Source organism: Micromonospora sp. CA-248212, from assembly GCF_050948405.1.
In the GTDB taxonomy this organism is placed as follows: domain Bacteria; phylum Actinomycetota; class Actinomycetes; order Mycobacteriales; family Micromonosporaceae; genus Micromonospora.
Window position 1 is genome coordinate 2,587,168 of the sequence record NZ_CP192023.1, and the last position, 15,918, is coordinate 2,603,085.

A 15,918-nucleotide genomic window follows, 5' to 3' on the forward strand; every position below is an offset into this window, starting at 1 on the left:
GCCCCGCCACGTGGTCACACACTCAGCAGGACGCGCCCTGGCGGAAGTTCCGCTCGACGAAGCTGGCCGGGCCGACCTGGAAGTAGCCGACGTCCACCGTGACGAGCCCGGGCCCGATGCCCTGGATCCGCAGCACCGCACCGGTGGCGAAGCAGAGCGATCGCAGCAGCTCGATCTCGGTCTCGGCGAGTGGCAGGTCGTAGCGGACCGCGCCCTGGCAGGCCGGTGTCGCGGTGGTCGACGGGGGAGTCGTTCGGGGCGTACCCCTTGGTGTGGGTGGTGCGGGCGGACGCCCGCTGGTCGGCGGCGGTCGGGACGGCGACGCGGTGGGCGCGGGGGCTCGCGGAGATCGCCGGGGGTGCCGGCGTCGAACGGGTCGGGCCGGGCGGCTGGACGGGCGGCGGCGAGACGGCGTCGGCGCCGCAGGCGGCGACCCCCACGGTGGCCGCGAGGACGACGGTGAGCCGGCGGAACGATGACGGGATCGTCCGGCGCCGAGCCGTTGCCGGACCTGCCGCCGGGCCAGGTGCAACCGGGACTTCACCGTGCCCACCGGAAGGTCGAGCAGGGTGGCGATCTCGGGGTAGCTCAGCCCGAGCACGTCGCGCAGGGCCACCACCTCGGCGTGGTCGGGGTGGACCGAGTCGAACGCGTCGAGCAGATCGAGGCGGGTGCCCGCGACCACGCTGGTCCGCCGCGGATCGGCCTGATCGGGCACCGGAACACCGCCGGCCTCCAGTCGACAGCGGCGACGCAACCTGCGGTACGTGGAGCGGACCCGATTGGCGGCCAGCCGGTGCAGCCAGGTACGGAACGAGGAGCGACCCTCGAACCGGGTGATGCCGCCGGCCAGCGCCAGGAGCGTGGTCCTGGCAGGCTTCCTCGGCGTCCTGGCGGTTGGGCAGGAATCGGGCGCACAGCCGCAGCGCCTCCGGACGCACCGCGACCAGCAGAGCGTCCAGCGCCGCCGGGTCGCCCTGCGCGGCGGAGCGGGCCAGGGCGTCGAGGTCAGCGGGGTCGGGGATGCCGGCCGGGTGTCCAATGCTCGCCGGTGGTCGATCCTCAAGCGTGCGGCCGTCGGCGCTGGTCCGTCCTCGTCCGGTCCGGCACCCGACCCGGGCTACTCGAAGCGGGACACGTCCCCGGCGCCCCGGCGCAGGATCTCCGGCTCCGGCCCGGACAGGTCGATCACCGTCGTCGGCTCCATGCCGCACTCGCCGGCGTCCAGCACCGCGTCGAGCTGGTGGTCGAGCTGTTCCTTGATTTCCCACCCCTGGGTCATCGGCTCGTCCTCGCCGGGCAGCGTCAGGGTGCTGGACACCAGCGGTTCGCCCAGCTCGGCGAGCAGCGCCTGGGTCACCGTGTGCCGGGGTACGCGGACACCGACGGTCCGCTTCTTCGGGTGCAGCATCCGGCGGGGCACCTCCTTGGTGGCCGGCAGGATGAACGTGTAGCTGCCCGGCGTGGACGCCTTCACCAGGCGGAACACCGCATTGCTGATCTGGACGAACTGGCCGAGCTGCGCGAAGTCCCGGCAGACCAGGGTGAAGTGGTGCCGCTCGTCGAGATGGCGGATCGCGCGGATCCGGTCCAACCCGTCCCGGTTGCCCAGTTGGCAGCCCAGCGCGTAGCAGGAGTCCGTCGGATAGGCGACCAGGCCGCCGCCGCGGACCAGGTCGGCGACCTGCCCGATCACGCGGGGCTGCGGGTTTTCCGGGTGTACGTCGTAGTACCTCGCCATCCGTCGAGCCTAGGCCTGTCCGGTGCGAACAGGAGACGCGGACCACCCTCGGCGCGGACGGTGGAGCCGCCGAGATCACCTCGGTAGGGTAGGTGCCGGTCGGCTCCGACCACCTAGATCCACACCGCCGGGGGGCGCCACGCATGGCTGATTCGTTCGCGCATCTGCACGTGCACACCGAGTACTCGATGCTCGACGGAGCGGCCCGGTTGAAGGACCTGTTCGCCGAGGCCAACCGGCTGGGCATGCCGGCGGTGGCGATCACCGACCACGGCAACATGCACGGCGCGAACGACTTCTACAACCAGGCGGTGGCCGCCGGGATCACCCCGATCCTGGGCGTCGAGGCGTACGTGGCGCCGGAGTCGCGCTACCACAAGGCGCGGGTCAAGTGGGGTCGGCCGGAGCAGAAGAGCGACGACGTCTCGGGTAACGGCGCGATCACCCACAAGACCATGTGGGCGAAGAACGCGCAGGGTCTGAAGAACCTGTTCACCCTCAACTCGCGCGCCTCCATGGAGGGGCACTACGTCAAGTGGCCCCGGATGGACATGGAGCTGATCGCCGAGCACGCCGAGGGGATCATGGCCACCACGGGCTGCCCGTCGGGGGCGGTGCAGACCCGACTGCGGCTGGGGCAGTTCGACGAGGCGCTCAAGGTCGCCGCGAGCTACCAGGACATCTTCGGCAAGGACAATTACTTCCTGGAGATCATGGATCACGGCCTCTCCATCGAGAGCCGGGTCCGCGAGGGGCTCACCGAGATCGCCCGCAAGCTGGACATCCCGCCGGTGGTTACCAACGACTCGCACTACACGCACGAGGCGCAGGCCACCGCGCACGACGTGCTGCTGTGTGTGCAGACCGGCAGCAACATCGACGACCCGAACCGGTTCCGGTTCGAGGGCGGCGGCTACTTCGTCAAGAGCGCCGACCAGATGCGCGCGGTCGACTCGTCCGAGTTGTGGCAGCAGGGCTGCCGCAACACCCTGTTGGTCGCCGAGAAGGTCGATCCGAAGGGCATGTTCGAGTTCCACAACCTGATGCCACGCTTCCCGGTGCCCGACGGCGAGACCGAGGAGTCCTGGTTCCGCAAGGAGACCTTCGCCGGGCTGGGCCGTCGCTACCCGAACGGCATCCCCGAGGGGCACGTCGTCCAGGCGGAGTACGAGCTGGGCGTCATCAACCAGATGGGCTTCCCGTCGTACTTCCTCGTGGTCGCCGACTTCATCCAGTGGGCGAAGAAGCAGGGCATCGCGGTGGGCCCGGGCCGTGGTTCGGCCGCCGGCTCGCTGGTGGCGTACGCGCTGGGCATCACCGACCTGGATCCGATCCAGCACGGCCTGATCTTCGAGCGGTTCCTCAACCCCGAGCGGGTCTCGATGCCGGATGTCGACATCGACTTCGACGAGCGTCGGCGCGGTGAGGTGATCAAGTACGTCACCGACAAGTGGGGTGAGGACAAGGTCGCCCAGATCGCCACCTTCGGCACGATCAAGGCGAAGGCCGCGATCAAGGACTCGGCCCGGGTGCTGGGCTTCCCGTACGCGGTCGGTGACCGGATCACCAAGGCCATGCCGCCGGCCGTGATGGGCAAGGACATCCCGCTCACCGGCATCTTCGACTCGAAGCACCCCCGGTACGCCGAGGCGGGCGAGATCCGGGGCCTGTACGACTCCGACCCGGACGTGCGCAAGGTGATCGACACGGCCAAGGGCATCGAGGGGCTGATCCGGCAGACCGGTGTGCACGCGGCCGGCGTCATCATGTCCGCCGAGCCGATCATCGAGCACATCCCGTTGATGCGCCGCGACGCGGACGGGGCGATCATCACGCAGTTCGACTACCCGACCTGCGAGTCGCTCGGGCTGCTGAAGATGGACTTCCTCGGCCTGCGCAACCTGACGATCATCGACGACGCGGTCAAGAACATCGAGCTGAACCACGGCCTCAAGCTCGACCTGCTGGGTCTGCCGCTGGACGACAAGGCCGCGTACGAGCTGCTGGCCCGCGGCGACACCCTCGGCGTCTTCCAGCTCGACGGTGGGCCGATGCGCTCGCTGCTGCGGTTGATGAAGCCGGACAACTTCGAGGACATCTCCGCCGTCCTGGCGCTGTACCGGCCCGGACCGATGGGCGTCGACTCGCACACCAACTACGCGCTGCGCAAGAACAACCTCCAGGAGATCACGCCGATCCACCCGGAGCTGGAGGAGCCGCTGCGGGAGATCCTGGCGCCGACGCACGGCCTGATCGTCTACCAGGAGCAGGTGCAGCGCGCCGCGCAGATCCTCGCCGGCTACACCCTCGGCCAGGCGGACCTGCTGCGCCGGGCGATGGGTAAGAAGAAGAAGGAGATCCTCGACAAGGAGTTCATCCCGTTCCGGGACGGCTGCCGCGAGCGCGGCTACTCCGACGAGGCGATCCAGGCCGTGTGGGACGTGCTGGTGCCGTTCGCCGGGTACGCCTTCAACAAGGCGCACTCCGCCGCGTACGGCCTGGTCTCCTACTGGACGGCGTACCTGAAGGCGCACTACCCGGCCGAGTACATGGCCGGTCTGCTCACGTCGGTCGGCGACGACAAGGACAAGATGGCGCTGTACCTGTCCGAGTGCCGCCGGATGCGCATCCAGGTGCTGCCGCCGGACGTGAACACCTCGGCGGGCCCGTTCACCCCGGTCGGCAAGGACATCCGCTTCGGCCTGGCGGCGGTCCGCAACGTCGGCGCGAACGTCGTCGCCTCGATCATGCGGTGCCGCGCGGAGAAGGGCGAGTACACCGACTTCTACGATTTCCTGTCCAAGGTGGACGCGGTGGTCTGCAACAAGAAGACCATCGAATCGCTGATCAAGGCGGGCGCGTTCGACTCCATGGAGCACCCCCGCAAGGGCCTGCTCGCGGTGCACGCCGACGCCATCGACGCGTACGCCGACGTCAAGCGCAAGGAGGCCGTCGGCCAGTACGACCTGTTCGGCGCCGGCTTCGGCGACGCGGACACCGGCAGCACGACGGTGATGCCGGTGATCGGCGACAGCGAGTGGGAGAAGCGCGACAAGCTGGCCTTCGAGCGCGAGATGCTCGGTCTGTACGTCTCCGACCACCCGCTGTTCGGCCTGGAACACATCCTGGGCGCGGCGGCCGACACCACGATCGCGTCCCTGGCCGAGGACGGCGCGGTGCCCGACGGGGCGGTCGTCACCCTCGCCGGCATCCTCTCCGGCGTCCAACGGCGGGTCACCAAGCAGGGCCGGGCCTGGGCCTCGGCCACCCTGGAGGACCTGGCCGGCGGCGTGGAGACGCTGTTCTTCCCGAACACCTACGAGGTGATCGGGCAGTACATCGCCGAGGACGCCATCGTGGTGGTCAAGGGCCGGGTGGACCGCCGCGACGACACCCCGCGCATCATGGCGATGGACATGTCCATGCCGGACGTCAGCACCAGCGCCACCAACAAGCCGGTCACCCTCACCATCCCGGTGCACCGGTGCACCCCGCCGCTGGTGGAACGGCTCAAGGAGACCCTGGTGCTGCACCCCGGCGACACCGAGGTGCACGTGAAGCTGCTCAACGGCGGCCGTACCACCACCCTGCGGCTGGGACCGTTCCGGGTGGCGGCGACGACCGCGCTGATGGGTGACCTCAAGAGCGTCCTCGGCCCAGCCAACGTGAGCTGACCCGCCCTCGGCCCGCCCTCGGCCCGCCCTCGGCCCGTCCTCGGCCCGTCCTCGGCCCGCCCCGCCGATCAAGGAGTTGTGGTGGGTGGCAAAGCGCCCATAACCGCGCTTTGTGGGCACCACCACTCCATGATCGACGGGGCGGTCGGGCCAGGGTCGGGCCAGGGTCGGGCCAGGGCTCAGCCCTGGTCGGGGGCGGCGATCTCGCGTAGCTGGCCGTCGGTCAGGCGAAGCCAGCGCTGCACGCCGATCTCGGCCAGGAACCGTTCGTCGTGGCTGACCACCACGAACGCCCCCTGGTACGCGGTCAGCGCGCTCTCCAACTGGGCGACGCTGACCAGGTCCAGGTTGTTCGTCGGCTCGTCGAGCAGCAGCAGTTGCGGCGCCGGCTCCGCGCAGAGCACACAGGCCAGGGTGGCGCGCAGCCGCTCACCGCCGGAGAGCACCCCGACGGGCAGGTTCACCCGGGCGCCCCGGAACAGGAACCGGGCCAGCAGGTTCATCCGCTTGGCGTCCGGCAGGCTCGGCGCGTACGCGGCGAAGTTCTCCGCCACCGTCCGGTCGGGGTCCAGCAGGTCGAGCCGCTGCGACAGGTACGCGATCCGCCCGTCGGCCCGGCGGATCTCGCCGCCGGCCGGTTCGAGGTCGCCGTTGACGAGGCGCAGCAGCGTCGACTTGCCCACGCCGTTCGCCCCGGTGAGCGCGATCCGCTCCGGACCCCGGATCACCAGGTCGGCGCCGTCGCCGCCGAACAGGTCCCGGTCGTCGAAGCGGGCCCGCATCCCCGTACCGGTGAAGACCGTCCGTCCGGCCGGGACGGTGGTGTCCGGCAGGTCCACGACGATCCGGTCCTCCTCGCGGACGGCCCGGCCCGCCTCGTCCAGTCGGGCCTTGGCCTGACCGAGGCGGGCGGAGTGCGTGTCCTGGGCCCTGCCCGCCGACTCCTGCGCGCTGCGCTTCAGCCCACCGGCGACGATCCGGGCCAGGCCGGCGTTCTTCAGGTTCTTCGAGGCGTTGCTGGCCCGCCGGTCGGCCCGTTCCCGGGCCTGCTGCATCTCCCGCTTCTCCCGCTTGACCTCCTGCTCGGCGTTGCGCAGGTTGCTCTCGGCCACCTCGCGCGCCGCCCGCACCGCCTCGGTGTACGCGGTGAAGTTGCCCCCGTACCAGTGGATCTCGCCGCGTTCCAGCTCGGCGATCCGGTCCATCCGGTCCAGCAGCTCCCGGTCGTGGCTGACCAGCAGCAGACACCCGGTGAAGTCGGTGAGCACGTCGTAGAGCTGGTGCCGGGCCGCCAGGTCCAGGTTGTTGGTCGGCTCGTCGAGCAGCAGCACGTCCGGGCGGCGCAGCAACTGCGCCGCCAGCCCGAGGGAGACCACCTGGCCCCCGCTGAGCGTGTGCAGCGGCCGGTCGAGCGACAGGTCGCCCAGGCCGAGCCGATCCAGCTCGGCGCGGGTGCGCTCCTCGATGTCCCAGTCGTCGCCGATGGTGGCGAAGTGCGTCTCGCTGGCGTCGCCGCCCTCGATGGCGTGCAGCGCCGCGATGCGTTCGGCGACGCCGAGCACCTGCGACACGGCCAGGTCGCCGGCCAGCGGCAGGGTCTGCGGCAGGTACCCGAGCAGACCGTCGACCGTGACGCTGCCGCCGGTGGGCCGCAGCTCCCCGGCGATCAGCCGCAGCAGGGTGCTCTTGCCGGCGCCGTTGGGCGCGACCAGACCGGTGCGACCGCCGGGGACGCTGAAGGACAGGTCGGAGAAGACCGGAGTGTCGTCCGGCCAGGAAAAGGACAGGTTCGAGCAGACGATGAAAGCGTCAGACATGGTGAGTGACCTCGGAGGGTGGGTTGGGCGCGCGTGAGCGGCCCGACGACGAACGGGACCGGTGGAGCGACGGCATGGCCACGACGGCTGCGCCTACGCGCGCCGAACCGATGGCCGAACATGTCCGGTCTCACCCGGAGATGTCGTCGTCACCCGCCATGTCTGGTCTCCCTGGTCGTGTCACTGACCCAACTCGGCCAAGTCTAACAACGGATCTTCCGTCCGCCACCGGGTTCCGACCCCACACCGCCGCACGGCGTCGCCAGTCGACGAGCTCTGACGACGGCCTTGATCACGGTCGGGTTGATGATCCAGGCCAGGGTCTGGCCGACCGGAATCACCGAGCCCGCCACGCCCCGAGCATCGCCACGACCCCCGTGGCCGCGGCAAACACCAGCCCGAGCGACATCACCACATTGCCCGCGACAGTCCCCGCGTTCTCCGATCGGAAATTCGGCGTCAGCTGGCCGGCCGCCCACCCGCCGAGGACGATCCACAATGAGATCAGCACCGAGAACACCGGTGCCCACCAGCGCGGAACGGTGAACACCACCAAGGCACCGCACACCACGATGAAGACGATCCCCGGTGGGAACGGGGGGAACTTGCCGGGATCCGCGATCCATTGGATGAGCAGTCCCAGGATGCCCACCACCAGCCCCCACAGCGACAACCTTGTGCTTCTGCGGGCCGCCGTCACTCTCGCCACGATCGCGCTCACCGTCGAGGTCCCTCCGTCTCAGTGTCCTGTCGTCTGTCTGCATCCGCTGTCCGGGCCGGCCCGGAACCATGCACCCAGACGGCGGCGATCCCGAACGCCACAGCCGCGGCGAATCCGGCCATCTGAAGCCATCCCGCGTAGAACTGGACGGGTTCCGTCGGGGTACCGAGCCGACCCACGAAGGAGGCGTCGGAGAACCCGCCGAAGAGAAACAAGACGCCCGTCACCACCGCCAACAACGGCGTGAAGCGCCACCTGAAGGCCGCCACCATGGCGGCCACTCCGAGGTAGATCAGCGGCCCCGGCCCGTCGTAACCGGCGACCAGGCTGCGGGACTCGATAATCTCGGGACCAGCGTCGCCGATCGCCGCCACGACAAGCGCTACGCAGGTCGCGATGGCCCAGCGGCGCCGTTCCGCCTTCACCATGGATTGATCCGTCACGGCTCGACTATCCGCAGTCCAGCCGGGATTGGCGTCAGCCCACGGAAGGCTCTGGCTCTACGCAAATCTGCGTAGAGCGGCGCCCCGCTCACCGGGGCCGGTATTCAACCTCCGGGCGGCCGGGGGTGCCGTAGCGGGGGTGGCGGACGGCGCTGTCGATCGTCACCAGGTACTCCAGGTAGCGGCGGGCGGTCACCCGCGAGATGCCGGTCGCCGCGCTCACCTCGGTCGCGGACAGCCCCGCCCCGGGAGTGGACCCGTCGGCCAGCGCGGCGCGTACCCGGGTGAGGGTCTGCGCGTCGAGCCCCTTGGGCAGGCTGTGCCCGGTCGCGCCGCGCAGCGTGGCGAACATCCGGTCCACGTCGTGCTGGGCGGCCACCTCGCCGTCGGCGAGCGCCTGTGCCCGGTAGTCCGCGTAGCGGTCCAGCTTGTCGCGGAACGCCGCGAACGTGAACGGCTTGAGCAGGTAGTGCGTCACCCCGAGGGAGACCGCGGTGCGCACCACCGCGAGGTCCCGCGCGGACGTCACCGCGAGGACGTCGACGCTGCTGCCGGCCGCGCGCAGCGCCCGGCAGACGTCCAGGCCGTGCAGGTCGGGCAGCCGAAAATCCAGGAGTACGAGGTCCACGTCGCCGCCGTCGTTGGCGCGCAGGGCCGCCATCGCCGCCCGTGCGGTGTGTGCCACCCCGACCACCGCGAAACCGGGCACCCGCTCGGTGTACGCGGCGTGCGCCTCGGCCAGCAGCGGCTCGTCCTCGACCACGAGCACCCGGATGTCGTTCACGGCCGGGTCCCCGGGAGTCGCACGGTGAACAGGCTGCCGCCGGCGTCCGAGCGGGTCACCTCGGCGCTGCCGCCGTGCCGGCGGACCACCTGCCCGATCAGGGCCAGCCCGAGCCCCCGCCCGGTGCTCTTGGTGGACCAGCCGCGCCGGAAGGCGTCCGCCACCCGCTCCTTCGCCAGCCCGGGTCCGCTGTCGGCGACCCGAACCACGAGTTCGTCGTCGACGGTGCCGACGAAGACCCGCACGGTGCGCGGCGGGGGCGTACCGGCGACGGCCTCCAGGGCGTTGTCGACCAGGTTGCCGACGACGGTGAGCAGGTCGTTGGTCGGCAGCGGGCTGTCGTCGAGGTGGCAGTCCGGCTCGATCACCAGGTCCACGCCGCGCTCTCCGGCCTGCGCGGACTTGCCGAGCAGCAGGGCGGCCAGGGCCGGCTCGGTGACCGCGTCGACCACCCGGTCGGTCAGTTGCTGGGCGAGGGCGAGGTCCCGGGTGCCGAGCCGGACCGCCTCGTCGGCGCGGCCCAGCTCCACCAGCGTGAGGACGGTGTGCAGCCGGTTGGCCGACTCGTGCGTCTGCGCCTGCAACGCCTGGGTGAGCGCGCGCACCGAGTCCAGCTCGCTGGCCAGGGTCCGTAGCTCGGTCTGGTCGCGCAGGGTCAGCACGGTGCCGAGCGCCGCCCCCTCGAAGCGGGCGGTCCGCTGGTTGGCCACCAGCACCCGGTCACCGGCCAGCAGGGGCTCGTCGAGGGCGTCGCGACCGGCCGCGAGCAGCTCGGCCACCGCCGGTGGCAGGTCGACCTCGGCCACCGCCTGGTCGGTGACCGGCTCGTCGGCGTCGAGGCCCAGCAGTCGCCGGCCCTCGTCATTGATCAACGCCACCCGCCGGTCAGTGGTCAGCACCACCAGACCCTCGCGCACCGAGTGCAGGACCGCGTCGTAGTACTCGTACATCCGGGTCATCTGTGTCGGTCCCAGGCCGTGGGTCTGGCGGCGCAGGCGGCGGCTGAGCAGCCACGAACCGGTCGCGGCGAGCGCGAGCGCCGGTACCGCGACGCCGAGCAGCACGGGGAGCTGGCGCAGCAGCTTCCGGTTGATCGCGCGGGTGGTGATGCCCACCGAGACCAGGCCGACGATGCGCCCCTGCTGGTCGTACACCGGGACGACCGCGCGCACCGACTCGCCGAGCGTTCCGACGTTGGTGGTGGTGAACGCGTGGCCCGCCAGGGCGGGCCCGATCTCCCCGACGAACGGCTCGCCGATCTGCTCCGGCGTGGGATGGGAGAAGCGGGTGCGGTCGGGGGCCATCACGACCACGAAGTCCGTCCCCGTGGCCTTGCGGGTCGACTCGGCGTACGGCTGCAGGGTGCGGGCGGGGTCGGCGGTCGTGAGGGCCGCGCGGACGTCGGGGGAGCCGGCGACGGTCTGGGCGACCGCGAGCACCTCCTCCTGCGCGGCCTGGCGGGAGTCGACGCGGGCCAGCCAGACGGCGCCCGCCGCCCCGGCCAGCACGAGCAGGGTGACCACCACCGCCTGGAGGGCGAAGAGCTGCCCCGCGATGCTCCACTGCCGTCGGGCCACCTCCGGCACCTCCTCGGACTTCTCCCGGTGAGCGGTGAACAGAATGACCGCAAGGCTGTCAACGGGTGAGACGCGCTTCACATTGTCGACATGGACACCACCGCATCCACCACCACGGCGGAACCGTCGGCCCGTCGGGACCGTACCCGTTACCTGTACCTGGCCGTCATCGTGGCCGTGCTCGCCGGCATCGTCGTCGGCCTGGTCGCCCCCGATTTCGGCAAGGAACTCAAGCCCATTGGCACGGGCTTCGTCAACCTCATCAAGATGATGATCAGCCCGGTCATCTTCTGCACCATCGTGCTCGGCGTCGGCTCGGTCCGGCAGGCCGCGAAGGTCGGCAAGGTCGGCGGCCTGGCCCTCGGCTACTTCCTGACCATGTCGACCGTGGCGCTCGCCATCGGCCTGGTCGTCGGCAACCTCATCCACCCCGGCTCCGGCCTCGACCTGGGTCAGGACCTCGCGGGCGCCGGCAAGGCCGCCGCCGGAGACGAGGCCGGCGGTACGACGGAGTTCCTCCTCGGGATCATCCCGACGACGCTGCTCTCCGCGCTCACCGAGGGCGAGGTGCTCCAGACGCTGCTGGTCGCGCTGCTCGTCGGCTTCGCCGTCCAGGCCATGGGACGGCGCGGTGAGCCGGTGCTCGGCGCGATCGCCGTCATCCAACGGGTCGTCTTCAAGGTCCTCGCGATGATCATGTGGCTGGCGCCGGTCGGCGCGTTCGGCGCGATGGCCGCCGTGGTCGGCGCGACCGGCGTGGACGCCCTCAAGAGCCTCGCCCAGATCATGCTCGGCTTCTACGCCACCTGCCTGATCTTCGTGCTGGTGGTGCTGGGCGCGCTGCTCTGGTTCATCGCCCGGATCTCGATCTTCTCGCTGCTGCGCTACCTGGGCCGGGAGTTCCTGCTGATCCTGTCGACGTCGTCGTCGGAGTCGGCGCTGCCCCGGCTGATCGCCAAGATGGAGCACTTCGGCGTCAGCAAGCCGGTCGTCGGCATCACCGTGCCGACCGGGTACTCCTTCAACCTCGACGGCACGGCCATCTACCTGACCATGGCGTCGCTGTTCATCGCCGACGCGCTGGGCAAGCCCCTCGCGGTCGGGGAGCAGATCTCGCTGCTGCTGTTCATGGTGATCGCGTCCAAGGGCGCCGCCGGTGTCACCGGCGCCGGGCTGGCCACGCTGGCCGGTGGCCTCCAGTCGCACCGCCCGGACCTCGTCGACGGGGTCGGCCTGATCGTCGGCATCGACCGCTTCATGTCCGAGGCGCGGGCGCTGACCAACTTCGCCGGCAACGCGGTGGCGACCGTGCTGGTGGGCACCTGGACCGGTGAGTTCGACCGGGAGCGGGCGGCCGAGGTCCTGCGCGGCGACGATCCGTTCGACGAGGCGACCATGCTCGACCACCACGACGACGAGGAGTCCGGGTCGGCGGCGCGGCGACCCGCCGACGACAAGACGGTTAGTGCCGCCGGCGTGGGAGCCTGATCCGGAGCTTGGGAGCCCTCTGCGGTCGCCTGCTCATCGCTGACGAGGACGTGACCGCGTTGCGAGGCGAGCGGCGCGACCGCAGGGGGTTCCACCGAAGCCGACCATCTATCGGGAGGGCCGGTCCGGGAGCGCGAACGGATCCGCCAGGCCGAGCATCCGGTGCAGGTGAGTGACCTGCTCACGGGCGGGCCCGATCGGTTCGGTAGGTACGCCGCGCTGAACAGCGCGCAGCAGTCCTTCCGCGAGCGTTAGCCCGTCATCCTCGCGCGCCGCCACTGTGGTCACGATCCGTTCGCTCTCCGTCGGGTTGCTCACGAGGTCGTCCATCCTGAGGCGTCCGAAGATCTTCCTCAGGTTCGCCGCGGAGAATCCCGGAGCATCGTCGACCAGTTGCCGGATGAGCAGGCTCCGCTGCCGTGGCAGGGGCGTGAGCGCGAAGGCCCAGGCGTACTGCTCGGCCCGCATGTCGCGCCGCTGCGGATCCGGTGGCGACAGCAGTAGTTGCAGAAAGAGTGCCGCCTCGGACACCAGGAACGGCTCGCCGTCGATCTGGTGCAGACCGGGAACGCCAGCTTCTTGCCAGTACGGCATCAGGTCGTAGAGGCATTCCCGAACGTCGTGTCCGGTCTGCACGAACGCCGACCGACGCAGGGACCGCCCGATGCGGCTGTCCGCCGCGACGAACACGTCCGGCGCCATGGCAGCTACCCGACGATCAAGCGGCTGGGTGTTCGGACGGGTATCCGGTGGCCAGGGCAGCGACTCGTAGACGCTGATCTCGGCGCCGTCCTCGGGGCGTACCTCCAGGCGGGTGGGAGACACATCCAGCCGCCAGGCCACCCGAAGCGTCTGCCATATCCGCTTGCGGTCCTCGGCGTCGAGTTGGCTCTGCCACAGCAGCGCCTGCCGTCGCCAGTTGTCGACAACCGGCTCCCCGACCAACTCGACCGCGTCCACGGGGCCGTCCGACAACAGCAGCACGAAGCAGGCCAGGTTCGCCGAGAACGCCGCCTGCCGCACGGCGGCCGGTGTCCGCCGAGGTTCGTATTCGCCTCTCGTCCAGGTGGGGTGGGGGTATCCGACGTCAGGCAGGAGCTCCAGGGCCAGCTCGCGGCAGATCCCACGCCGCCGTGGGTCCAGTCGCCCGAGCATTCCCCGGCAGAACTCCCACAGCGGAGTTCGCCGGGTGATGGTGACGAATGATGTCGCCCCGTACAACGGGCCGGGATCGATCACACCCTGACGCCGTCGCTGATGGACGCGTTCTTCGGCGAGATCGACAAGGGCGGCGACAATCTGTCGGGCGGCCAGAAAATCGCCGAAGGTGGCGTGCAGGAATTCGAAGCTGCGTTCCGGTCCGCTGGTGTCCCGGGACGCTCGCGACTCGTGGATGAAGAAGAACCGACCGACCATCAGCTGGCTCATGGTGAGCGCCCGGTCGGCAGCCTCGGCCGACGGCGAGCGCAGGTCTTCTTTCCACAGCAGGTGCGGGATGTCAGCATCCAGTTCGGCTTCCAGGATCACCTCACCGCTCCGGTTCAGGATGGCGATGGCGACCGCCATCAGACGGCGCCATTCCGCAGCGATCTCGTGGGCGCGTTGGTCGTCGGTGTGGCCGCGCTCCTGTTTGTCGACCTCGCGTTCGACGAAATCAGCGAAGAGTCGTTCGTAGAGTTCCACGCGGCGCATGTCGCCCTCGGCGTTCTGCAGGCCGTTGTCACCCGCGTCATAGAGCGCCAGCAGGAGAAGCAGCAGTGGCTGACTCGCCAACTCGCCATGTGCGAGGGCTGTTTCGGCGGACAACGGCCGCAACCCCCGGGCGGTGAGGCTGGCACCGTTGTGGTCGTTCCACACGTCGAGCCACGCCCGGATCTGCGGTTCTCCGAACGGTTCGAGTCGCAGCACCACGGACTTGTCCGGGAACCGCGCTCGGTCGGCGACCACGGTACGGCTGGTGACGAGCACGGCGACCGGACGGTCAAGTTCCTCCTCGCGCTGCTGAAACAGCCGGATCTGGTCGAGGTAGTCCGCGTGGTTGATCCCGGTGGCTTGCAGCAACTCGTCGAAGCCGTCCAGGATGACGACGGGCAGCGCGTCGCCCGCGCGGCGGGCGAGGTCGGGCCAGGAGACCCGCTCGCCGAGCATCTGCACGAGCGCCTCCTCAATCTGCCCCTGGATCGAGGAGTCAGCGGGAACGTTGCGTAGTTCGACTCGGATGACCAGGAAGTCGGCCGGAGGAAGCCGGGCGGCGAGAACCCTCGTCATCGCGGACTTGCCCGAGCCGGGTTGGCCCAGTACGACGAGCGGGCTCTCGACGGCGTTCGGTCCGGTCAGGTGCGCCAGCAGGAAGGCGTGGACGTCATCGAGGCGGGTGGACCGTGACCACCACGTCTCGGTGGCGGGAAGATCGTAGGGCCCGGCCACCGCGACCCGGCCGTGCGGGTTGACGTAGCCCTTGCCCAGGCTGGGAAGCACGACGTGGCGAGGCGCATGCGCGGAGGCCAGGATGGCTCGGTCCAATCCGGCCCGGTACCGCCGGCCGAGACCGGCCAGGACGGCGTCGACGGCGGTCGCAGCCGACACGGCGCGCAGATCGGCAAGCTGTCTGGACAGGTCGGCGACCGAGTCCCGCAGCAGCGCGCGGGTGGCCTCGGTGTCGACCATGCTCGCCCAGACCCCGAACTCGGGGGCCTGCGTGATGAGTGCCCGGTACGCCTGCGTATACCGGTCAATCGCGATCCGCCGTACGTCTCCTTCGATGGCCGCGATGGTCTCGGTGACCCGGTCGTCGCGTGCCTCGAAGGCGCTGAGACCGTGCAGGAAGTCCCGCAAGGCTGCCGCCGCTGATCCGAAGTAACCGCCGAGCGCGGCGATCGTCGCCTCGAAGGGTTGGTGCGGCGCGGGCATCGGAGGCGGTGTGTCGATGAGCACCCGCACCAGGTCGGCGTAGCGGTCGACGACCGCCGTCGAGGTGGTGATGGCGACCTGTTCGCCGGCGGTCAGTGCGGCATCGGCCAGGTCGACCTCCGGATGGTCGGCCAGGGCGATCTCAAGCGCCTCGTAGAAGGCGGTGACGACGATGATCGCGTGGGCGGCTACGAGACGTTGCGTGCGGTCGAAACGCCGTAGGCCAGCGATCCGCTCGTGCAGGCCGGCCATTGCCGAGTTGCCCCAGAGGATCAGTTCGCGGCCCAGGGAAAGGAGGTCGGCTCCGCCGAGGCCAGCCGCGGTCAGGCCGGCGGCAGCTACGCCGCTCGTCGCGCCGACGGCTCGTATCACGGGATTTTCCGGGCTGCCAAGCAGACGAGCCGCATCGGCATAGCACAGCGGGCGGGAGCGCATGTGCCGCACCGTAGTGCAGCGACTACGGGCGGGCAACGCCTACCTTTCCCGCTTTGGGATGTTTCCATATCTTTTGAGAGTTGGTTGAGGGGCCGAATCCTTCAGCGGCAATCGATGCCCGATGCCTCATCTCCACTCCGGCGGTAGTTGGGCGCTCGGCCTAGCTGAATTTGAATTCATGACTAATTTGCGACACTGCCGATATACGTGTCGGTAACGTTGCTCTGGGCGACTGGGCCAGGTCAACGGCGCATATGTATCGAATGGCGGATGGTTGTCACCGGAAGCCTTATGTGAAAAAGCCAACTGCCGCTTATTGACGGTCCCG

The 15,918-nt window shown here is 70.0% G+C and carries 10 protein-coding genes; 2 read left to right on the forward strand and 8 right to left on the reverse strand.

The window, feature by feature from the left end:
* Nucleotides 1–22: 22 nt before the first annotated feature.
* Nucleotides 23–1,066, reverse strand: a complete 1,044-nt coding sequence (locus ACQP03_RS12560; RefSeq protein ID WP_433460906.1) for an RNA polymerase sigma factor — start codon at nt 1,064–1,066, stop codon at nt 23–25.
* A gap of 54 nt (nt 1,067–1,120) precedes the next feature.
* Nucleotides 1,121–1,741: an L-threonylcarbamoyladenylate synthase gene (locus tag ACQP03_RS12565; protein ID WP_357392860.1), complete on the reverse strand. Its 621-nt coding sequence runs from the start codon at nt 1,739–1,741 to the stop codon at nt 1,121–1,123.
* A gap of 143 nt (nt 1,742–1,884) precedes the next feature.
* On the opposite strand from ACQP03_RS12565, the gene dnaE reads away from it, so the two are divergent.
* Nucleotides 1,885–5,415, forward strand: coding sequence for a DNA polymerase III subunit alpha (gene dnaE / locus ACQP03_RS12570; RefSeq protein WP_357392859.1), 3,531 nt, complete (start codon nt 1,885–1,887; stop codon nt 5,413–5,415).
* A 179-nt stretch (nt 5,416–5,594) separates the two neighbouring features.
* On the opposite strand, the gene abc-f is transcribed toward dnaE, so the two are convergent.
* The 5 genes from abc-f to ACQP03_RS12595 form a co-directional block, all read right to left on the reverse strand.
* Nucleotides 5,595–7,232 carry a ribosomal protection-like ABC-F family protein gene (gene abc-f / locus ACQP03_RS12575; protein WP_357392858.1) on the reverse strand — a complete coding sequence of 546 codons (1,638 nt, stop codon included), beginning with the start codon at nt 7,230–7,232 and terminating at the stop codon, nt 5,595–5,597.
* A gap of 337 nt (nt 7,233–7,569) precedes the next feature.
* Complete coding sequence (locus ACQP03_RS12580; RefSeq protein WP_357119585.1) at nt 7,570–7,953, reverse strand: hypothetical protein; 384 nt, start codon at nt 7,951–7,953, stop codon at nt 7,570–7,572.
* Nucleotides 7,950–8,396, reverse strand: coding sequence for a hypothetical protein (locus tag ACQP03_RS12585; protein WP_357392857.1), 447 nt, complete (start codon nt 8,394–8,396; stop codon nt 7,950–7,952). The genes ACQP03_RS12580 and ACQP03_RS12585 overlap by 4 nt, the downstream gene beginning before the upstream one ends.
* Nucleotides 8,397–8,484: 88 nt before the next feature.
* The gene (locus tag ACQP03_RS12590) at nt 8,485–9,180 is read right to left on the reverse strand and encodes a response regulator (protein ID WP_357119579.1); all 696 of its coding nucleotides are present in this window, start codon (nt 9,178–9,180) and stop codon (nt 8,485–8,487) included.
* Complete coding sequence (locus ACQP03_RS12595; protein ID WP_357173508.1) at nt 9,177–10,757, reverse strand: sensor histidine kinase; 1,581 nt, start codon at nt 10,755–10,757, stop codon at nt 9,177–9,179. Before ACQP03_RS12595 ends, ACQP03_RS12590 begins: the two co-directional genes overlap by 4 nt.
* A 90-nt stretch (nt 10,758–10,847) precedes the next feature.
* Here ACQP03_RS12595 and ACQP03_RS12600 point away from each other — a divergent pair, with 90 nt between their 5' ends.
* Entirely contained in the window at nt 10,848–12,245 is a 1,398-nt protein-coding gene (locus ACQP03_RS12600; RefSeq protein ID WP_357392856.1) for a cation:dicarboxylate symporter family transporter, read from the forward strand.
* A gap of 108 nt (nt 12,246–12,353) precedes the next feature.
* Here the strand turns inward: ACQP03_RS12600 and ACQP03_RS12605 are convergent, their stop codons facing one another.
* Nucleotides 12,354–15,527 (reverse strand): NACHT domain-containing protein, encoded by a 3,174-nt coding sequence (locus ACQP03_RS12605; protein ID WP_433460907.1) that lies wholly within the window; start codon nt 15,525–15,527, stop codon nt 12,354–12,356.
* Nucleotides 15,528–15,918 lie beyond the last annotated feature (391 nt).